Below are 21,150 nucleotides of genomic sequence, written 5' to 3'. Positions count from 1 at the left end.
CCGGCATCACAAGTGCGCAGCGTTGCGACCGCAGGCGCTGAGGTCATGTTGCGACGCAACGTGCGCCCTCTCTAATTGTCATATAAATATGAACATAGCTGGAAAACACTGCTTGCTGTCGCTGTAGTTGTCGCCACCACCGGCACGAACTTCGCTGTCCATCGCGCGCAGCTTCAAGGCCGATGTCGGTTTCGATACGCAGGTCAATTTCGTCAGTACCGGAGAGAGTTCGAATGACAAGCCGTGCGCCCTTCAAGCGTAAGTACCCGAAGCACAGGAATCCCCTCGCCAGCGCCTTGGGCCTGGCGATGCTGACGCCGGTCCTGGCGTGGGCGCAGGCCACGCCCACCGCGCCTGCCGAGCAGGGCGGGCAGGATGCCGCTGCGCAGCCGGCCAGCGGCGAGGTCAAGACGCTGGACAGCATCTCGGTCACCGGCGTGCGCGAAAGCCTGCGCTCGGCGCAGGCGATCAAGCAGGACGCGACGCAGGTCGTGGATTCGGTGCAGGCCCAGGACATCGGCAAGCTGCCGGATGCGAACACGGTGGAAGCGCTGCAGCGCATCACCGGCGTGCAGATCCAGCGCCGTTATGGCGAAGGCGCCACCGATTTCGATCACCGTACGCAGCCAGCGGTCACCGTGCGTGGCCTGACCCAGGTGCGCAATTTCCTGGACGGGCGCGATACGTTTTCCGCTTCCGGCGGCCGCACCCTGGACCTGGAAGGCATTCCGCCGGAGCTGCTGTCCGGTATCGACGTCTACAAGAATCCGCCTGCGAACATCATCGAGGGCGGTGTCGGCGGCGTGGTGAACCTGCGCACCCGGCTGCCGTTCGATGCGCCCGGCCGGGTCATCAGCGCCACCGTCAAAGGCAACTACTACGACCGCGCCGACAAGACCGGCGGATCGGCCTCGGGCCTGTACAGCGACCGCTTCGACACCGACGCCGGCGAGATCGGCGTGTTGTTCAATGTCGGCTATGGCCGCTCCAGCTATCGCCAGGACGGCATCCTGACCGGCCCGTTCGTGGCGGTGCCGGACGGCGTCATCGCCGGCGCGCCGAGCGGCGCGCAGATTCCCTCCGGCTTCCAGATCTACGACGACGGCGGCGACCGCAAGCGCCTGGGCACGGCGGCTGCGCTGCAGTGGAAGCCGTCCGATACGGTGCTGGTCACCGGGCAGTTCCTGCGCACGACCTACGACTTCTACCGGCAGGGCAAGTACTTCTATCAGGCCAACCGACGCGAGGCGGCGTCGCCGTTGGCGGGCGCGGACTTCACCTTCGACAAGAACGGCTACGCGACCTCGGGCGCGCTGGACAACCAGATGTTCGAGTCGGCGCGTTACGACCAGGATCTCACCTCGACCAATACCAACTACAGCCTCAATCTGCGTTGGAATCCCAGCGACAAGCTGGCGGTGACGTTCGACGCGCAATACCTCACCTCGTCCTACGATGCCGACCGCAACGGCTTCGTCGTCTCGCTCTACGACCGCGCCTCGGAGGACAGCAGCAACGCGCTCAACCGCTCGATCGTCGACTTCGACCTGCGCGGCGGCAACCCGCGCTTCAACGTGCGCGATCCGGCGTTGCTGAGCGATCCCAACAACTATGCCGCCAGCTATATCGCCGATGCGCTGACCCGCAACGACGCCGACCAGCTGGCGCTGCAATCGGACCTGGAATATTTCACCGAGGGCGGTTTTTTCACCAAGCTCAGCGCCGGCGTGCGCTACGCCGACAGCAGCATCGACCTGCGCGGCACCTGGAACGCGGCCTGCCTGGGCGTGGACGGACCCGATCCCAACTGCGCCACGAGCCTGGTCTATCCGTCGGTCTCGGCGCATCCGGAACTGGTGCGCAAGGGGCCGTCGCCGGACTTCTTCGACGGCAAGACCCTGACCGGTGGCGTGCTGTATCCGGAGTTCGCCGGCGGCGGCGGCCTGTTCGACCGCACCACGCGCACCGAGGCGCTGTTCGGCTTCGCGCCGCAGACCGCGTTCAAGCCGAGCGACCTCAACCACCAGAGCGAAAAGACCTGGGCCGGCTATTTCACAGCCGACTACGACACCGAGCTCGCCGGGCTGCGCCTGGACGGCAACATCGGCGTGCGCCTGCTCAAGACCACCACCGGCTCGGACGGCGCGGTGTTCATGGACGGCGGCGGCATCACTCCGCTGTCGGTCGAACGCACCTACAACGACGTGCTGCCCAGCTTCAACCTGCGCGCGCACCTGAGCGACACCCTGCAGGCGCGCCTGGCCTATTCGCAGCTGATCGCGCGGCCCAATTTCGACCAGATGTCGACCAACGTCTCGCTGGGCGCGTCGAGCCAGCTCAATCCGATCACCGGGCGGCCCGGCGGCTCCTCGGGCAATCCGTTCCTGCGCCCGGTCCAGTCGGACAACTACGATGCGACGCTGGAATGGTACTTCGCTCCTGCCGGCTCGCTCACCGCCGGCCTGTTCTATAAGAAGGTGAACGGCTTCCTGGCCAGCGGCACCGTGGTGCGCAACTACAACGGCCTGGATTACGACATCAGCACTTCGCTCAACACCGGCAACGGCACCATCCGCGGCGCCGAATTCGCCTACCAGCAGTTCTACGATTTCCTGCCCGGTTTGCTGAGCGGCCTGGGGTTCCAGTTCAACTACACCTATGTGGACAGCAGCGTGTCCAATCCCTTCGCCACTGCCGGCTCCGACATTCCGGCCACGGTGCCGCTGGAGAAGTTGTCCAAGCACAGCTACAACGCGGTGGCCCTGTACGAGAAGGGCCCCATCACCGCGCGCCTGGCCTGGAGCTGGCGTGGCGAATACCTGGACACCACCCAGGGCAGCGGCGCCAACGGCATTCCGCAGTACCAGAAGCCCTACGCATCGCTGGATGCCTCGGTCAGCTACAACGTCAACGAGCACGTCGCGCTGTCGTTCGACGCGGTGAACTTGAACAACCGCATGAACGAGATCTACATCGGCACGGCGAGCGCGCCATTGCGGTACGAACTCAACGACCGGCGCTACGGGTTCTCGGCACGGGTCACGTACTGATGCGATGGGGGTCCGCTTCGGCGATCGAAGCGGGCCGCATCCGGCCCATGCCTGCATGGGCCGGGCACCTGCGATCGATGTCATGCAAGGACCGATGAAGATGGGATCACGCTGGGTAGCGCAGCGGTGCCGGTGGCAACGGACGTGAGTGCCGGCGAGCCGTTGCGCCACATCGCGATCGTCGGCGGTGGCACGGCGGGCTGGATGGCCGCGGCGGCCCTGGTGCGCGTGCTCGGCGCAAGCGCCACGCGTATCACTCTGGTCGAGTCCGAGGCGATCGGCACGGTCGGGGTGGGCGAGGCGACGATTCCGCCGATCGCGCTGTTCAACGCCTTGCTCGGCATCGACGAAAACGCGTTCCTGCGCGCCACCCAGGGCAGTTTCAAGCTGGGCATCGAATTCGTCGACTGGCTGCAGCCGGGACAGCGCTATTTCCATCCGTTCGGCACCTATGGCCTCGACTTCGGCACCGTGCCGTTCGACGGCCTGTGGCGGCGCATGCACCGCGACGGCCAGGCCGAACCGTTGGCGGCGTATTCGCTCAATACCCTGGCGGCGATGCGCGGGCGCTTCATGCGGCCGCAGCAAGGCGATGCCTTGCTGTCGCGGCTGGGTTACGCCTTCCATTTCGACGCCTCGCTGTATGCGCGGCTGTTGCGCGAGTACGCCGAGAGCCGCGGCGTGACGCGGCTGGAGGGCAAGGTCGAGCAGGTGCTGCGGCGTGCGCCCGACGGCGGCATCGCCGCGCTCGTGCTCGAGTCCGGTACGCGCATCGATGCCGATTTCTTCATCGACTGCTCCGGCTTTCGTAGCCTGCTGATCGCGGACGCGCCCGATGCCGGGTTCGTCGACTGGTCGCATTGGCTGTTCAACGACCGCGCGGTGGCGGTGCCATCGGAGCGCTCGTCGGCGTTCACGCCTTACACCCGATCGACCGCACGCGAGGCGGGCTGGCAATGGCGGATTCCGCTGCAGCATCGCACCGGCAACGGTTACGTCTATTCGAGCGAACATCTGTCCGACGATGCCGCCGCCGCGACGCTGCTGGCCAACCTGGACGGGAAGGCCCTGGCGGAGCCGCGCACGCTGCGCTTCCGTGCCGGCCGGCGCGAACGCTTCTGGTCCGGCAATTGCCTGGCGCTGGGGCTGGCGGCGGGCTTCCTGGAGCCGCTGGAATCGACCAGCATCCACCTGATCCAGGCCGGCATCGCCCGCTTCCTGGAGATGCTGCCCGACCGTGCCGGCAACCCGGCCGACATCCGCCGCTACAACCGGCTGATGGCGCAGGAGTTCGACAGCATCCGCGACTTCATCATTCTGCACTTCCACGTCACCGCGCGGCCCGGCGCGTACTGGGAGCGTGCGCGCACGATGCCGATCCCCGACAGCCTGGCCGAACGCCTGCAGGTCTTCGCGCAATCGGGCCGGGTGTTCCGCGAGGCCGACGAACTCTTCAGCAAGACCAGCTGGCTGGCGGTGATGGAGGGGCAGGGCCTGCGCGTGCACGGATTCGATCCGCTGGCGGCGGCGATGCCGGCCGCGGAGGGCGCCGCGCGGCTGCAACGCGTCGCCGCGGCGGCGGCGATGGCGGTGGAGCGGATGCCGGCGCACGCCGACTTCGTCCGCGCCCACTGCGCCGCGACCTGAGCGCCTGCAGGCAACCACACCGACCCGACCCGGAGACAGCACGCACGCCATGCAGATGCCATCGACCAACAGCATCGCCCGCACGCGAGTCTGGCGCTGCCTGCGCGGCGGCGCGATCGCGCTGCTCCTGGCCCTGGTCCCGGCCATGGCGGTGCAGGCGCAGGACAGCCGTTTCGTCGTCGCCGCCGACGGCCGCCGCAGTTTCACCGTGGACGGCATGCCGTGGCTGCTGCTGGGCATGCAGCTCAACAACAGCAGCGGCACCCCGGCGCAGTTGCGGCAGTTGCAGGCGTCGATCGCGCGCAGCCACTGCAACACGGTGATGGTCCCGGTGTCCTGGCAGGAACTGGAGCCGGTCGCCGGCCGCTACGACTTCAGCCTGGTCGACGGCTTGGTCGCCGAGGCGCGGCGGCAACAGGTGCGGCTGGCGCTGTTGTGGTTCGGCACCTGGAAGAACGGCGGCATGGCCTACGTGCCCGATTGGGTGAAACGCGATCCCGTGCGCTACCCGCGCGTCATCGACGCCGATGGCCGCTCGATCGACGCGCTCTCGCCGCTGGCGGCGGCCAGCCGCGACGCCGATGCGCGCGCCTTTGCGGCGCTGATGCGGCACCTGCGCGACATCGACGGCAAGCGCCGCACCGTACTGATGGTGCAGGTCGAGAACGAGGCCGGCACGCTCGGCGCCGAGCGCGACCATTCCGCCGCCGCGCAGGCGCTGTTCGCCAGCCAGGTGCCGTCCGACATGCCCGGCGCCGCGCAGGCGCTATTCGCCAGCCAGGTGCCGGCCGACATGCCCGGCGCCGCGCCCGGCGACTGGACCGCCGCGTTCGGCGCGCGCGCACCGGAGGCGTTCATGGCCTACCACACCGCGCGCTACATCCAGGCGGTCGCCGCGGCGGGCAAGGCCGCCTACGACCTGCCGCTGTACCTCAACGTCTGGCCGCGCGAGCAACCCGGCCTGCTGCGGCCCGGCCTGTCCTCGCCCAGCGGCGGCGCAGTGTCCTGGCTGTTGCCGATGTGGAAGGCGCTGGCGCCGGCGATCGACGTCGTCGGCGTGGACAACTACGACACCAACGTCGCGCCCTATACCGCCATCGCCGCGGCCTACGACCGCCCGGACAATCCCTTGTTCGTGCCGGAGACCGGCGGGTCGGCCGCGCATGCGCGGCACATGTTCCTGGTGCTGGCGCGGCCCTTCGCGGTGGGTGTCGGCAAGTTCGGCATCGGTGAGGACTTCGCCCTGGATGCCGAGGGCCGCGAGACGCTGGATCCGGTCGCCGTCAACTTCCGGCTGCTGCGCGACGCGGCGCGGTTCCTGGTGCCGTTGCGCGATGCCGGGCGGGTGCAGGCCGCGGTGGAAGAGGAGGGCATCGCCAACGTGGCGCTGGCGTTCTCGCAGCTGGATGTCGCGGTGCGCTTCGGCGAGGTCCGCGACGGCTATGGCGGGCCGCGCGGGCAGGGCAACGCGGCGCCGAACGGCCGCGTGCTGGTCGCCGAAGTGGAACCCGAACGGTTCCTGGTCACCGGCGCCAACGCCAACCTGGCGTTCGCCGCAAAGCTCGGTGCGCGCGGCACGGCGCAGCTGCTCACGGTGGAAGAGGGGCATTTCGACGACGGGCGCTGGGTGCGCGAGCGCCTGCTCAACGGCGACGAAACCTATTTCGGACTGCGTTTGCCCGAACGCGGCGGCAGCCTGATGGTGACGCTGATGCAGGCGGCGCATGAGTAGCGCCGTACTGCCTCGCCCGCGCATGCCGCGCACATGGACTGCGCGGCTGCGGTGCCGCTGGCTTGGCGGCATCGCGCTCGCGACGTTGGCGCTGCCGTGCCTAGGCGCGCCGCTGTGCGACGCCGACGCGCCGGTCACCGTCGCCTTGCGCGCGGACCTGCAGTCGCCGCGGACCCGCTTCGAGGGCTTCGGCACGGCGCTGGCCTGGTTTGCCAACGTGACCGGCGCCTATCCGGATCCGCTGCGCAACCGCCTGGCCGATCTGCTCTATGGCCGCGACGGCCTGGGCTGGGTCATCGCCCGCTACAACATCGGCGGCGGCAATGCGGCCGACACACCGCCGTATCTGCGCCCCGGCGCGGCGATACCGGGGTTCTGGCGGCAGCCGGCGGGCGCATCGGGCAAGGATTGGTGGCGTGCCGACGATCCGGCGCTGTGGGATTGGTCGGCCGACCAGGGCCAGCGCTGGTGGCTGGACGCGATCCGCGCGCGGGTGCCTGCGGATCAGCGCATCTTCGAGGCGTTTTCCAACTCGCCGCCGTGGTTCATGACCGTGAGCGGGCGCGTCTCCGGTGCCGAGCATGGGCTGGACGACAATCTGCGGCCCGGCCAGGAGGCGGCGTTCGCGGCGTATCTGGCGCAGGTGGTGGACGAACTGCAGCGTCGCCACGGCATCGCCTTCCGCACCCTGTCGCCGGTCAACGAGCCGGGCACGCCCTACTGGTTCGCCGCCAACACCCAGGAAGGCGCGCACTGGAGCGTGCCGGCGCAGGAACGCATCCTCCAGGCCAGCGACCGCGCGCTGCGTGCGCGCGGCTTGCGTACCCGGGTCGCGGCGATGGACGAAACCAGCGCGCTGGGCTTCATCCACAACTGGTCCGGCTATGCGGACGCCACCAAGGCGGTGCTGGGCCAGCTCAACGTGCACAGCTACGACAGCACCGGCCAGACCGGCGTGCGCGATATCGCCGCCGCCAGCGGCATTCGCCTGTGGATGTCGGAAAACGACCTGTCGCCGCCCAACGTGGCCGAGGGCGTGGACGACATGCGCCCGGCGTTGGCGCTGGCCGAGCACATGGTGCTGGACCTCAAGCGCCTGGAGCCGTCGGCGTGGGTGTTCTGGCAGGCGATCGAAACGTCCGCGGCCGGCAAGCCCGGTGCGGCTCGCCATTGGGGCCTGATCCGGATGGACCTGAGCGCCGCGGCGGCGGCGGAGCATCCCTTCCAGGTCACCCGCAAGTACTGGGCCATGGCCAACTTCAGCCGCTATCTGCGGCCGGGCATGCGCCTGCTGCAGGTGGACGATGCGGATACGGTAGCGGCGCTGTCGGCGGACGGGCGCGACCTGGTATTCGTGCACGTCAACGCCGGGCTGACCGCGCGGCGCCTGGTGATTGCGGAACAGGGGCTGGGGCCTGGTGCGTGGTCGCAGCAGGTGATCGTCACCTCGGCCGCGCAGCGCGCCGAAACCGCTTGCCGCCGCGCCGCCGCGCCCGGTGCGCAAACGGCGCTGGCGCCGCCGCAGTCGGTGGTCACCGTGGTCCTGCGCAAACAATGAGGCCGGCCCGCGCCCCGCCGCGTGGCCGTGCATGTTTACGCGTTGCAGTGCCGGCGCTGCATCCCGACGTTGGGAATCGCCGCTGCAGTGTGACCCGATTCGCTGTTTTGTACACGAGGGGCTTTCGATGAAACCGACAGTGCGACAACGACTCCTGGCCAATGCAAGCGTCTTGCTGCTGCTCGGCCTGCACATGGCCACGGCCTGGGCCGCCGCCGATACGCGGCCCGAATGGGAGCGCCCGGAGGTCAACGAGATCGACCGGCTGCCGGCGCGGGCCACATCCTTCCCGTACGAATCGGTGGAATTGGCCAAGGCCGGCCGCATCGCCGACTCGCGTTACCACCTCGCGCTCAACGGCGACTGGCGCTTCATGTTCTCGCCCACGCCGGAGCAGCGCCCGGCGCAGTTCTACCGCGACGATTACGACGTGTCGGCGTGGAAGACCATTCCGGTGCCGTCCGACTGGCAGGCGCAGGGCTACGGGCAGCCGCTGTACAACAACATCCAGTACCCATTCCCGGCCAACCAGCCGTTCATCCCCCACGCCATCAACAGCGTCGGCTCCTACCGGCGGGAGTTCGAGGTGCCGCAGGGCTGGGACGGGCGCCGGGTGCTGCTGCACATCGGCGCGGCCGGCGCGGCCTACTACGTCTGGGTCAACGGACAGCGGGTCGGCTACAGCGAGGATTCCAAGCTGCCGGCCGAATTCGACGTGACCGCGCAGCTGCGCCCGGGCCGCAACTCGGTCGCGATCGAGGTCTATCGCTGGTCCGATGGCAGTTATCTGGAAGACCAGGATTTCTGGCGGGTCAGCGGCATCGAGCGCGATGTCTACCTGCTGGCCACGCCGCAGACCTGGCTGCGCGATTTCTTCGCGCGCGCCACCCTGGATGCGCGCTACGTCGGCGGAGCGTTGGATGTCGACGTCGGCCTGCTGCATGCGGCCAAGGGCACGCGGGTCACCGCCACGCTGCTCGACGGCGACACGCCGGTGCTGGTGCGGCAGGCGACGCTGGCGGCGGCCAAACAGGAGCAGGCGCTCACGCTGTCCGGGGCGATCGGCAAGGTGCGCCCGTGGAGCGCGGAAACGCCGAATCTGTACACCTTGCTGCTGGAGGTCCATGCCGCCGATGGGCGGCTGATCCAGGCCAGCGCCAGCCGCATCGGCTTCCGCACGGTAGAGGTCAAGGACGGGTTGGTCAAGGTCAACGGCAAGCCGGTCAAGATCCGCGGCGTGAACCGGCACGAGCACGATCCGCAGACCTTCCACGTGATCTCCGAAGCCTCGATGCGGCGCGACATTGAGTTGATGAAGCAGAACAACATCAACGCCGTGCGCACCTCGCACTATCCGAACGCGGAGTTGTGGTACGCCCTGGCCGACGAATACGGCCTGTACGTGATGGACGAGGCGAACATCGAGTCGCATGCCTACATGGAGGCCGGCAACGAGGGCATGCGCCCGCGCGAGAAGGTGCAGCTCGGCTACGACCCGAAATGGGAGCTGGCGCACCTGCAGCGGGTGCAGCGGATGTTCGAGCGCGACAAGAACCATCCGTCGATCATCTTCTGGTCGCTGGGCAACGAGGCCGGCATCGGCCCGAATTTCGAGAAGGCCGCCAACTGGCTGCACGCGCGCGACACGACCCGGCTGGTGAGCTACCTGGGCTGGGGCACGCTGTACGCGCAGCACGAGCCCAATGCCTATGCCGACATCTACGCGCCGATGTACGACTCGGTGGCGCGCATCGTCGATTACGCGACGAGCACCGAGTATGCGCAGAAGCCGCTGATCATGTGCGAGTACGCGCATGCGATGGGCAACAGCCTGGGCGACCTGAAAGCCTATTGGGACGCCATCTATGCGCACGACCGCCTGCAGGGCGGCTTCATCTGGGACTGGGTGGACCAGAGCACGCTGCTGAAGACCGCCGATGGCCGGCCGTACTGGGGCTATGGCGGCGACTACGGACCGAACCCTTCCGGCCAGAGCGCGATCGAGTTCGGCGACGGCCTGCTGCAATCGGACCGCACCCCGAACCCGCACCTGCACGAGTTGGCCAAGGTCTACGGGCCGATCCAGTTCGAGGCCATCGACGCCGACCGCGGGCGCTTCCTGGTGCGCAACCGGCATGCCTTCATCGACCTGTCGGGATTTTCCTTCGACTGGCAGATCCGCCAGGACGGGCGGGTGGTGCAGGAGGGCCGCGCGCCGGACCTGGCGATCGCCGCCGGCGCGGCCGGCGAGCTGCAGCTGGACCTGCCCGCATTGCACAAGCAGGCCGGCGCCGAGTACCTGATCAGCGTGCGCGCCCACGCGCGCGAAGGCACGATCCCGCTGGTGCCCGCCGGGCACGTGGTGTCCTGGGAGCAGTTCGCGCTGGCATCGCCGCCGGCGGCTGCAGCGGCGCCGCGTACGGATGGCGCCGCGGTTTCGCTGCACGAGGCGGCGGGCGAAGTGAGCCTGCGCGCGGCGGGCGCGGAACTGCGCATCGACCGCGGCACCGGACTGGTCGCGCGGTATGCCTACCGCGGCCAGGAATTGCTGCAGGGCGGTGCGCCCAACTTCTGGCGCGCGCCGACCGACAACGACATCGGCACCGGCCTGTATGCGACGCACCTGGTGTGGAAGACCTTGTCGGAAACGCGCCGGGTGCGTTCCGTCGTCGCCAGCAAGGCCGATGACGGCAGCGCCAGGATCGAGGTCGGTTTCGATCTTGGCGGCGACGGCGCGACGGCCGACGTGCGCTACGACGTCGCCTACCTGATGGCGCGCGACGGCTCGGTGGAGGTCACCGCGCGCTTCGACCCGCGCTATCCCGGCCTGCCGGATCCGTTGCGCGTCGGCCTGGCGTTCACCATGCCCAGCCGCTTCGTCGACCTGGCCTGGTATGGCCGCGGTCCGCACGAGACCTATGCCGATCGCTACAGCAGCGGCGAGATCGCGCTCTATGCGGGCAAGATCGCCGAGCAGCACCACGACTACATCCGCCCGCAGGAAACCGGCAACAAGGTCGGTGTGCGCTGGTTGCGGCTGGCGCCGCAGCAGGGCGCGGCGCTGACCGTGAGCGGGTCCGCGCCGCTGTCGGTCAACGCGCTCGCGTTCCCGTATTCGGACCTGGAGCGCAGGCCGGTCGGCAGCGCGCACAGTTCCGATATCCGTGCCCATGACCGGGTGTCGCTGCTGATCGACGATCGCCAGATCGGGGTGGGCGGCGACGACCAGTGGAGCAAGTGGGGCCAGCCGCACGCGGCGTATCGCATCGCGCTGCAGCCGGCGAGCTACCGGTTCCGCCTGCAGCCGAACGCGACGCCGGACAGCGTTGCCGAGCAGGCGGCGCCCGGGCGCGACGAGTGAGCGGTGGCAGGGCGGCGCAGCACGGCGAGACGCGTGTTGCGGGCTCATACCCGTTCGCGGCGCGAGCGCTTCCGAACGGCTGCGGTGAACTGCTTGCCGGCCGGCGACACGTGTGCCCGCCCGGTGTCCGGGACGTGTCCGCGCATGTCCCGGGCCACGGAATTTGCTGTGAAAAAATCAAGACTTCCGCGCCGAAATCGCCGTGCTACTCTCGATCTTTCCTTGTAAAAACGGCTGCCTGCAATGAAATCCCACCATCTGGGAAGGGGGACGCGACAGTTCGGAAGCACGACGCTTAGCTCGCAATTGCTCGATGCGCTGGGGCGCGATGTCGTGGCCGGAATTTATGGTTTGCAGAGTTTCCCCACCGAGGCGGAGATCTCCTCGGCGTATGCCACCAGCCGCAGCGTGACCCGCGAGGCGATCAAGATGCTGACCGCCAAGGGCCTGCTGTCCGCACGCCCGCGCAGCGGCATCGTGGTGCGGCCCGAACAGACCTGGAGCCTGCTGGATCCGGACGTGCTGCGCTGGATGCTGGAGCGCAAGTTCTCGCACAGCCTGCTGCGTTCCTTCACCGAAATGCGCCAGGGCATCGAGCCGATGGCGGCCAAACTGGCCGCGCAGCAGGGCAATGCCGAGGCGATCGGCAAGATCGAGCACGCGCTGCAACGCATGATCGCGGCTGGCCGTGGCGAAGATGATCACCTGTCCTCGGACGTGGCCTTCCATGTCGCGATCCTCGACGCGACCGGCAATCCGTTCTACATGCAATTCCACGAGCTGGTGAACACCGCGCTGAGTTTTTCGATCCAGTTCACCAACCGCATCCGCGGGCACACGGCGAGCATCCCGGCGCATCGGCGGGTCCTGAACGCGATCAAGAGCGGTGACGGGGACAAGGCGCAGGCGGCGATGTTCACCATCATCCACGACGTGCGGTCGCTGATTGCCGGCGAAGAAAGCCGGGAAGCGAAAAAAAAGAAGCGCTCGTAAGGGCTGGCAGCTGGGCTGCGCGCCGATCGCCTGCGTGATGGAAGCGTCGCTGTCGCGCCGCCGGCGGCTGACCTGCGGCCTCGCGGCGGATGCATTGTCTACAAAAACAGTCCTCCTGCGTGCAGGAGGACTGTCGGTGCGCACCTGTCTCGGGGACGCTGCCGCGCGATCAGCGGCCGCGCGCGCTGGCCGGGACGAACTTGTACAGCTTGTGCACGCCGGTGCCGAAGTTGAAGCGGCTATAGCCCGCGCCCCAGTACACCGCACCGTCCACCACGGCCGGCGCGCTGGACACCGAACCGCCGGCATCGAAGCTCCACAGGGTCTTGCCGGTCTCGGCGTCGAGCACGGTCATCGCGCCGGACATCGAACCCGCGTAGACCAGTCCGGGCGAGGACGCGAGCGGGCCGCGGCCGCCGGCGCCGAACGTGGTCTGGATCGGATCGATGCCCGGCACCTTCACCTGCCACAGGATCTTGCCGCTGGCCGCGTCCAGCGCCGCCCACGCGCCGGCGTTCCAGGTCTCGGTGTTGCCGGGGGCGAGGGTGTAGCTGGTGTGGTTGTTGTTGTTGATGGCCACGTACACGCGCGACTTGAGCGAATCCACCGACGAGCCCCATTCGATGCCGCCGGCGGTGCCGCCCGGCCCGACCTGGGTGGACCACACGGTGCGCCCGCTGTCGGCGTCGAAGGCCCAGTACACGCCGCTCTTCTGCCCGGCGCCGACCAGGGCCTGGCGCTTGCCGTTGCGGATCGCGGTGAACAGGTTGGCGCCGCCGCCGCTGAAGTCGTAGTCCGGTCCCTGCGGTTCCTGGCACACGCCGGCAGTCGGCGCGACCAGGCACGACAGCGACCAGGCATCGGCGCCCTGCAGGCGGCGCGTCCACACCGGCTTGCCGCTGCGCATGTCCAGCGCCAGCACCGAGTCCACGTAGTTGTCCGGCGCCAGGCAGGCCAGTTGCGCGGTCTTGTCGCCATTGGCGTTCTTGACGCAGCTGGCCACGTCCAGCGGCACCGAGTAGTTGTTGCCGGTGGTGGCGTAGACGCGCTGCCGTTGCGGGTCGAGCGCCAGCGTGCCCCACACCGAGGCGCCGGTGTAGCCCTCCGGCGCGGTGCGGAAGCTCCACAGCAGCTTGCCGGTCTTCAGGTCGAGCGCGGCCACGCTGCCGCGGAACGAGAATTTGTAGCCAGGCGTCATCCCGCCCCAGTCGCCGGAAGACACGCCGACGTAGACGCGATCGCCGTACACCACCGGCGAGGCGGTGATGCGCGCCTGCGCATTGGCTTCGACCACGGTCTTCCACAGCAGCTTGCCGGTGTTCTTGTCGATCGCCACGACCGTGCCGCTGGCCTGGTCGCCGACCAGCACGCTGTCGCGCGCGATCGCCGGGCTGTTGCGCGACAGCGAGGCGGCGTTGCCGGTGTAGTCGGACAGTTTCACCTGCCACACCGCCTTGCCCAGCGCGGTGTCGATGCGATACAGCTGGCCGCCCCAGTCGGGCACGTACAGCGCGCTGCCCTGCACGGTCGGCGTGGCGGACACGTCGCCTGCGGTGGTGAAGGTCCATGCGGTCTTCAGCCGCGCCGCGTTGAACGGAGTGATCTGCCATTCGGCCGGGGCGAAGCGGGTGTTGAGGTAGCCGCCACCGGCGTTTTCCCAACTGCTGCGCGTGGCGTACGGCGCGCCGCCGCCGAACGCTGTGCCATAGCCAGCGATGGAACGCGAGCTTGCGGTGTCGCCGTCGCTGCCGCCCTGCGGGCTGGCGGACGCTGCGTTGTCGTTCGGCGCTTGCGCCGGCGCCGTGCTTGCGGACTGTGCCGACGCCGTCGCGGCGAGCATCAGTCCGGGAGCCAAGGCCAGCCACAGCAGAGAGAGTTTCCGTTGCGCGTAATGCCTGTTCATGCGGTGTCCTTCGGGGCTTGGAGTGGGGACCCCCCCTTCACTACCGGCGCAATGGTAGGAACCGAAAACGGCGCGTGTCATGTACGTACAAAAAAGTTAGGGCCTGCGAAAAGGTTGCATGGATAGCGAAAACCAATCGCCCGCGCGGCATCGCGTGGCAAACGTTGTGCATGCCCGATGGCCGGCATGCGCGGCGTGTGCGCTTCGGCATTCGCCGCTGTCCCTTGCCGGGCAACGGCTTGTGGGTTCGGCATCCGGCATTCGTGCATTGGCTATCGCGCGGCATGCGGGCCGATGCGGGGCAGTGATCGGCGCATGAGTGGCGACTGAATGCCGAGCGTGTGGCGCAGCGGCATGCCTGCGATTGGCCGAAGCGGAGGCTGCCGTATGGCGCTTTGGTGACAATCTGCGCGTCGCGTGCCTGGCGCATGCCGTATTCGAGTGTCGGTCCTTGGCGGCTCGCCGTTGCGCATATCGCCGATTCCGCATCGGTACTGCCGTGCGCCTTGTAGCCTCGGCGCCGCGCAAAAATCGATCCGTTCAGAGGCTGCGCGAGCCGTCGCGCCCCGCGCAGCCGCGAGCCGCCGCGAAAACCCGGCTGTGGCGGCGACCGATGGCAGCGCCTTGCCCGATCCGGCAGATTCCCGGCGTACGCATCCAACCGGGAATGTTTAAGCTGGCGCATCGACGCTGGGGGCTGACGCAATGGGGATGTTTTGCTTGGAAGGCCGCGCGGCGACGGTGGCGAGCGGCGCGGGGGCCGTGCTCGCGGCGAATGGGCGCGCCCGGCGGCTACGGTGCGCTCGCCCGGGTGCGAGGGTGCCGGCATGAAATTGGCCGATTTCATCGAGGCGAACATCGAGCCGCTGTGCAACGACTGGATCGCGTTCGCGCGTACCCGCGGTGCGGAAGGCGAGGCGATGAGCGCATTCCAGTTGCGCGATCACGCCGCGCAACTGCTGGCCGAAATCGTCGCCGACATGCGCGCGCCGATGAGCGCGACCGAGCTGCGGCTCAGGTCGCTGGACGCCGGCTCGGAGCAATTCGAGACCGACGGCGCGGCGAGCCTGCATGCGCGGCAACGGATCAAGCACGGCTTCGGCATGATGCAGCTGGTGTCGGAATTTCGTGCGCTGCGCGCCAGCGTGATGCGCCTGTGGAGCCGATCCGAGCACATCCCGGGCGTGCAGGATCTGCCGGACATGAGCCGCTTCAACGAGGCCCTGGACCAGATCCTGGCCGATTCGGTGCGCGCCTTCATGGAGAGCGTGGAGCAGACCCAGCATCTGTTCATGGGCATCCTCGGCCACGACCTGCGCGGGCCGTTGTCGGCGGTGATGAGTTGCGCGGACCTGATGCTGGGGCAGGGCGAGGCGCAAGCGCCGCAGGCGCGCGTGCTGCTGCGCAGCGCCATGCAGATGAAGGCGATCCTGGACGACCTGATGGACTTCACCAGCGACAAGTTGGGCGTGTCCACGCCGGCGCGTCCGCAAGCGGCCAGCCTGGATGCGTTGGCCCAGGAACTCGTCGACGAAATGGCCACGATCTATCCGAAACGGGCGATGCAGGTGATCACGGTCGGCGATCTGCACGGCAGCTGGGACGTGATGCGACTGCGCCGGGTGATCGCGAACCTGCTGAACAATGCATTGAAGTACGGCAGCCGCGATCAGCAGATCACCATTGCATTGAACGGCCTGGCGGCGGACGAGGTGGGCCTGAGCGTGCACAACCTGGGACCGCCGATTCCCGAGGCGATGCTGGCCTCGGTGTTCGAGCCGCTGACCACCACCGCGCACGCCGACGGCACGCCGCAGGTCGCCGGCGCGAACCTGGGCCTGGGCCTGTACATCGTCGACCGGATCGTCGCGGCGCATGGCGGACGCATCGAGGTCAGCTCGTCGAAGCAGGATGGCACCCGTTTCCTGGCGACGCTGCCGCGGCAGGCGGCTGCCAGCGACTGAGCGAAGCCGGGCTGCAGCGCTGCCGGCAGCAGCGCGTTCAAGCCCCTCTCCCCACGGGAGAGGGGTTGGGGTGAGGGTACGGGCGCAGCATCGCCGAGCCGAGAATACGAGCGAGCTCCGTGCGCAGAAACCGCGGGCAACGTCGCATCGACAATGCAGCGCACACTGTGCATGCGCTCCGCAAACGCCCCCCAGCCACCGACCCGCGCGCAGGCGCACGATTTGGATTAGGGTGACGCGTTTCCCCAAGCTGGAGGTCGATCGTGAAGCCCTTGTCGCGTGCCGCACTGTTGTCGCTGTGCCTGAGTGCCATCCATCCCGCGTTCGCGCAGTCCGCCGCGCCTGCCGCCGACGCGTTGCAGGGCAAGGTGGATGCGCTGTACACGCAAGCGCCGGACACGCTGCAGGCCAAGGACGTGGCCGAACTGCAGCAGCGCCTGCTGGACTGGGCGCAGCTCAATCGCTATCGCGCCGACAACGCCGCGCTGGCGCCGCCGGCCGCAGGCGAGCGGCGCGTGGTGTTCTACGGCGATTCGATCACCGACATGTGGGGGCGTAGCGAGGGCGCCAGGTTCTTCCCCGGCAAGCCCTACGTCAATCGCGGCATTTCCGGGCAGACCACCGCGCAGATGCTGGTGCGCTTTCGCCAGGACGTCATCGACCTCAAGCCGGCGGCCGTGGTGATCCTGGCCGGCACCAACGACCTGGCCGGCAACACCGGCCTGTCCACCCAGCGCATGATCGAAGACAACCTGCGCTCGATGGCCGAGCTGGCGCAGGCCAACCACATCAAGCTGGTGCTGGCGTCGGTGCTGCCGGTCAGCGACTACCCATGGCGGCCGGGCCTGCAGCCGGCGGAAAAGATCCGCGCGCTCAATGCCTGGATCAAGCAGTACGCGCAAAGCCACGGCGCGGTGTACCTGGACTACCACAGCAAGATGCGCAATCGTCAGGGCGGCCTGGACAAGGCCCTGGCCAACGACGGCGTGCATCCCACCGCGGCCGGTTATGCGCTGATGGCGCCGTTGGCGCAGCAGGCGGTGGAGCGCGCGTTGGCGCAGCCGTAGCGCGTTGCCGCACAGGCGCGCTCGACACGCTCGGATCGATCTCGACCCCGACCCCGATCCCGGTCGCGCCGCGCCGCAGTGCTACGGCGCGGTGCCGGCGGGCGGCGAAACCGCGGCCACTTCGCGGCGCAGCCAGGCGCTCACCGCCGCGTCGTCGTCCAGGCGCACGCGCGGCGCATAGGCCTGCATCGCGCCGCGCTGGCGCCCTTCCAGCCGCTGCATCGGCAGCAGCAACGTCGCGCGTCCGCTCGGCAGCGGCACGCTTTCCACTTCGGTGTAGAGCGTGTCGGCGCCGGTCGGCTGACCGACCTGCTCCACGCCGGGACCTTCCAGCAGCCGGTCCATGAAATCCAGACAGGCGCTGATGCAGGCGCCATCGGTGATGGCGACGATGCGTGCCGGGCCGCCGTGCGGCGGAGTGCCGGCGGCCGCGCTCGGCAGCGGGTCGCGATACAGGGCTTCTCCCCGGCGCTGCGCCGCGCGCAGCCCGTCCAGCAAACGGTCGAAGTCGGGCAGTTCCTGCGGGTAGCGCGCGGCGATGCGCGTGCGGCGCGTCTGCAGGTTTTCGATCACCCCGTCGGAGACCCGCCACAGCGAGGCGCTGGCGCGGCGGCGGTCCAGCGTGGGCAGCGCCTGCTCGCCCCAGATCGCGGCCAGCACCGCATCGCCGGGCGCCGCGGCGCCGCCGCCATTGCCGCGCAGGTCCAGGACCAGCAGGGCGGGCGTGTGTTGCCGCAGCGCGTCCGCCGCCGCGGCGATCGCGCTCATCGTCGAATCGAAGCCGGGATCGCCGGCATAGAAGGTCGGCAGGGTCAGTTTCCAGGCCGCTGGCGTGAGGCGTTCGAATGCGCCCTGCGCGGCGCTGTCCGGCGCGGACGGGTTGGCGCTCGCGGCGCCGGTGTCGGTATCGGGCGAGGCCAGTTCGATCGCGACATGCGGATCGCCGAACGAGGCGACATAGGCCTGCATGACCTGGGCATAGCCGGCACGATCGACGATGCGCCGCGCCTGGGCCTGCGCCGCGCTCGCCGCCTGTCGCGCCTGCGCGGCCAGCGCCGGATCCGCGCCGGGGGCCAGGCCTGGATGATCGGCGGCGATGCGCGCGGCGGCGAACTGCAGGTCGGCTTGCGCCACCGCGGCATCGGTCGGCGCCAAGGCCAGTGCCGCTGCCAGCATCGTTGCGATCATGTCCGTCCCCTTGTGCCCGCGGCGAGTGTCGGCCGCCGGCCGCGACGCGCGCAATAGGCCGCAAGACAGGGGGACTTCGCGCCGGAAGGCTCAAGCGTGCGCGACGGCACGGCTGCACGCGCCGTGCGTTGGCGCGTCACCGGTCGCGACCGCCGCCGCTCAGAAACGCTCGCCGCCCGGCAGATAACGCCATTCGCCCGCTGCCAGCTTGCCCAGCGGGATGCGGCCCACGCGCAGGCGCCGCAGGCTGATCGCTTCCAGCCCGACCTCGGCGCACATGTGCTGCAGCTGTCCGGGCTGCACGTGCTTGATCGCGAAGCGCAGGCGGTCCTCGTTCTGCCAGCTGACCTTGCACGGCGGCAGGCTGCGCTGCCGGTAGATCAGGCCGTGCGCCAGCCGCAACATGCCGTAAGGCCTCAGTTCGCCGCGCACCTCGACCACGAATTCCTGTTCGATCGAGGTCGCGTCCTCGGTCAGGCGGCGCAGCACGCGGCCGTCCTGGCTGAGCACCAGCAGACCGCTGGCGGCGTCTTCCAGTGGCATTGGCGCGTTCAGGCGCAGGAAGTGGCGTTTCAGCACGCGCACCTTGGCCATGTCCAGCGCGCTGCGCGTGTCCGGCCTGACCAGGGCCAGGGCGGCGTCCAGGTCCAGCCCGGCCGGTTTGTGCAGCAACAGGGTGGCCGGCTCGACCGCGCCCAGTTGCGCGTCGGCGGCCAGGGTCACCTGCTGCGTGGTCACCGCCGCCTGCGGTTCCTCGACCACCACGCCGTCCACGCTGACCCAGCCGCCCTCGATGTACTGCTGCGCTTCGCTGCGCGAGCACGGCAGCATGGCGGCCACGTATTTGTCGAGGCGGGTAGGGACGGACATCGAATGGCTCGGCGATCAGGGCAGGGCAGTGTACGTGCAGCCGTCGCTGCCCTGCCATGCGCGGTGCCGCTCAGCGGTCCGCGGTACCGGCCAGATCGAGCTGGGTCAGGTACAGGCGCAGATCGAATTCCAGCTGGTGGTAGTCCGGCGCCATGTGCGTGCACAGCTGGTAGAACGGCTTGTTGTGCGCGCTTTCCTTCAGGTGCGCCAGTTCGTGCGCCACGATCATCTGCAGGAACGCCGCCGGCGCGTCGCGGAACACGCCGGCGATGCGAATCTCGCGGCTGGCCTTGAGCTTGCTGCCCTGCACCCGCGAGACGCTGGTGTGGGTGCCGAGCGCGTGCTTCACCGCCTGCAGCCGGTTGTCGTAGATCACCTTGTGCAGCGGCTCGGAGCTGCGCATGTGGCGGTCCTTCAACGCCAGCGTGTAGTCGTACAGTTGGCGGTCGTTGCGCACCGGATTGGGCGTGTCGTAGCGCTTGCGCAGCCATTCGCCCAGGCGATCGCGCGCGATCAGTTCGCGGACCTGATCCTGCACATGCGGCGGATAGCCGGCTAGGTATTTCAGCGTTTGCATGGCGCCACGATAGCGCGCCATGGCCGCCGGCACGAGCCGTGGCCGCCGCCGCACGGGCGCGGCCAGCGGGCGGGCGCAGCGGGTAAGATAGCGGCCAACGTCTTGGATCGACTGGATTTTCCCGATGCGCAATCCCCTGCAGGAACAGCTGCTCAAGGCCGGCCTGGTGAAGAAGAACCAGGTGGCGCAGGTCGCGCGCGAGCAGGCCAAGGCGCGCCACGGCAAGGCGCCGCCGCCGCCCAGCGCCGAGCAGCTGGAGAGCGAGCGGCTGCGGCTGGAACGGGTGGAGCGAGACCGTGCGCTGGCCGCCGAGCGCAACGCGCAGGCACGCGCGCAGGAGCAGCGCGCGCAGGCGCGGCAGATCGTCGACAGCAACAAGCTCAAGGCCGATGGCGAGATCGACTACCACTTCACCGATGCCGGCAAGATCCAGCGCTTGCGGGTCGACGCGGCCTTGCGCGCGCAGCTGATCAGCGGTGCGGCGGTGATCGCGCGGCTGGATGCCGGCTATGCGCCGATCCCGCGCGCGGTGGTGGAAAAGGTGGCCAGCCGCGATCCCGCGGCGATCGTGCTCGACACCACCCAAGCCGCGCCGGCGGCCGGCGACGAGGACGACGCGTACTACAGCCGCTTCCAGGTGCCGGACGACCTGATCTGGTAGCCGGTGGCGCGCGGCCTTTCGGCCGCTCGCTGCGCAGCGGCGGCTGCATCGGTACTACGCGCCGGCGGCGGTCGCACTCCGGCGCAACGCGACTTGCTTGAGAACCGATGACCCGCTGGCGGGCAGCGCGCGCCGTGCATGAACATGCCGGCGAATGTGAAACCGGTGTGCATTGCAATCGCCGGCCGCGGCCGCATCATCGGGACGTAGCGAATCCTTGGAGACGATCATGGCCACAGGGTGGGCGGGCGACGGCGCGGTGCAGGACCAGATCGACGCGACCGTCGAAGATGCGATCAAGCGTGCGCGCAGCCAACTGCCGCAGGGCCCGAGCCTGGAACAATGCGAAGCCTGCGATGCGCCGATTCCCGAGGCGCGACGCAAGGCGGTGCCGGGCGTGCGCCTGTGCGTGGCCTGCCAGGAAGCGCACGACCACGAACAGCACGAGCACAGCGGCTACAACCGCCGCGGCAGCAAGGACAGCCAGCTGCGCTAGGGCGTGTCTTCCATTCCCGAGTAGGTCGCGTTGGGCCTGACAGGCCAACCCGCAGGGCCGCTGTTGCGCGTGCACGCTGTCGT

14 protein-coding genes are annotated in these 21,150 nt (G+C 69.0%); 10 read left to right on the top strand and 4 right to left on the bottom strand.

Features of this window, described 5'->3' with window-relative positions; all coding sequences use genetic code 11:
* Positions 1 to 308: 308 nt before the first annotated feature.
* From HEP74_RS14070 to HEP74_RS14045, 6 genes are all read left to right on the top strand, one after another.
* On the top strand, positions 309 to 3,050 hold the full coding sequence (locus HEP74_RS14070; RefSeq protein ID WP_255427754.1) for a TonB-dependent receptor: 2,742 nt from the start codon (positions 309 to 311) through the stop codon (positions 3,048 to 3,050).
* Positions 3,051 to 3,254: 204 nt separating this feature from the next.
* On the top strand, positions 3,255 to 4,697 hold the full coding sequence (locus HEP74_RS14065; protein ID WP_255427979.1) for a tryptophan halogenase family protein: 1,443 nt from the start codon (positions 3,255 to 3,257) through the stop codon (positions 4,695 to 4,697).
* A 49-nt stretch (positions 4,698 to 4,746) separates the two neighbouring features.
* Positions 4,747 to 6,429: a DUF5597 domain-containing protein gene (locus HEP74_RS14060; protein WP_221893125.1), complete on the top strand. Its 1,683-nt coding sequence runs from the start codon at positions 4,747 to 4,749 to the stop codon at positions 6,427 to 6,429.
* A 22-nt stretch (positions 6,430 to 6,451) separates the two neighbouring features.
* Positions 6,452 to 7,987, top strand: a complete 1,536-nt coding sequence (locus HEP74_RS14055; RefSeq protein WP_185816641.1) for a glycoside hydrolase — start codon at positions 6,452 to 6,454, stop codon at positions 7,985 to 7,987.
* Positions 7,988 to 8,126: 139 nt separating this feature from the next.
* A complete protein-coding gene (gene lacZ / locus HEP74_RS14050) occupies positions 8,127 to 11,348 on the top strand; it encodes a beta-galactosidase, LacZ type (RefSeq protein ID WP_255427753.1) in 3,222 nt (1,073 codons plus the stop codon).
* Positions 11,349 to 11,591: 243 nt separating this feature from the next.
* Positions 11,592 to 12,341 carry a FadR/GntR family transcriptional regulator gene (locus tag HEP74_RS14045; protein ID WP_185813407.1) on the top strand — a complete coding sequence of 250 codons (750 nt, stop codon included), beginning with the start codon at positions 11,592 to 11,594 and terminating at the stop codon, positions 12,339 to 12,341.
* 169 nt (positions 12,342 to 12,510) lie between these two features.
* On the opposite strand, the gene HEP74_RS14040 is transcribed toward HEP74_RS14045, so the two are convergent.
* The gene (locus HEP74_RS14040; protein ID WP_185813406.1) at positions 12,511 to 14,244 is read right to left on the bottom strand and encodes a BamB-related PQQ repeat family beta-propellar protein; all 1,734 of its coding nucleotides are present in this window, start codon (positions 14,242 to 14,244) and stop codon (positions 12,511 to 12,513) included.
* 827 nt (positions 14,245 to 15,071) lie between these two features.
* Here HEP74_RS14040 and HEP74_RS14035 point away from each other — a divergent pair.
* A complete protein-coding gene (locus tag HEP74_RS14035) occupies positions 15,072 to 16,208 on the top strand; it encodes a sensor histidine kinase (protein ID WP_185813405.1) in 1,137 nt (378 codons plus the stop codon).
* Between the two features lie 263 nt (positions 16,209 to 16,471).
* Positions 16,472 to 17,275 (top strand): SGNH/GDSL hydrolase family protein, encoded by an 804-nt coding sequence (locus HEP74_RS14030; RefSeq protein ID WP_185813404.1) that lies wholly within the window; start codon positions 16,472 to 16,474, stop codon positions 17,273 to 17,275.
* A gap of 81 nt (positions 17,276 to 17,356) precedes the next feature.
* Here the strand turns inward: HEP74_RS14030 and HEP74_RS14025 are convergent, their stop codons facing one another.
* From HEP74_RS14025 to HEP74_RS14015, 3 genes are all read right to left on the bottom strand, one after another.
* The gene (locus tag HEP74_RS14025) at positions 17,357 to 18,463 is read right to left on the bottom strand and encodes a S41 family peptidase (RefSeq protein ID WP_185813403.1); all 1,107 of its coding nucleotides are present in this window, start codon (positions 18,461 to 18,463) and stop codon (positions 17,357 to 17,359) included.
* A gap of 159 nt (positions 18,464 to 18,622) precedes the next feature.
* Complete coding sequence (locus tag HEP74_RS14020) at positions 18,623 to 19,333, bottom strand: rRNA pseudouridine synthase (RefSeq protein WP_185813402.1); 711 nt, start codon at positions 19,331 to 19,333, stop codon at positions 18,623 to 18,625.
* 70 nt (positions 19,334 to 19,403) lie between these two features.
* Positions 19,404 to 19,910, bottom strand: coding sequence for a YgjP-like metallopeptidase domain-containing protein (locus HEP74_RS14015; protein WP_185813401.1), 507 nt, complete (start codon positions 19,908 to 19,910; stop codon positions 19,404 to 19,406).
* Between the two features lie 124 nt (positions 19,911 to 20,034).
* Here HEP74_RS14015 and HEP74_RS14010 point away from each other — a divergent pair, with 124 nt between their 5' ends.
* A complete protein-coding gene (locus HEP74_RS14010) occupies positions 20,035 to 20,571 on the top strand; it encodes a DUF2058 domain-containing protein (RefSeq protein WP_185813400.1) in 537 nt (178 codons plus the stop codon).
* Positions 20,572 to 20,800: 229 nt separating this feature from the next.
* Entirely contained in the window at positions 20,801 to 21,067 is a 267-nt protein-coding gene (locus HEP74_RS14005; RefSeq protein ID WP_185813399.1) for a DksA/TraR family C4-type zinc finger protein, read from the top strand.
* Positions 21,068 to 21,150 lie beyond the last annotated feature (83 nt).

It is taken from the genome of Xanthomonas sp. SS (genome assembly GCF_014236835.1).
Classification (GTDB): domain Bacteria; phylum Pseudomonadota; class Gammaproteobacteria; order Xanthomonadales; family Xanthomonadaceae; genus Xanthomonas_A.
This window is presented reverse-complemented; position numbering and strand designations above follow the sequence as displayed.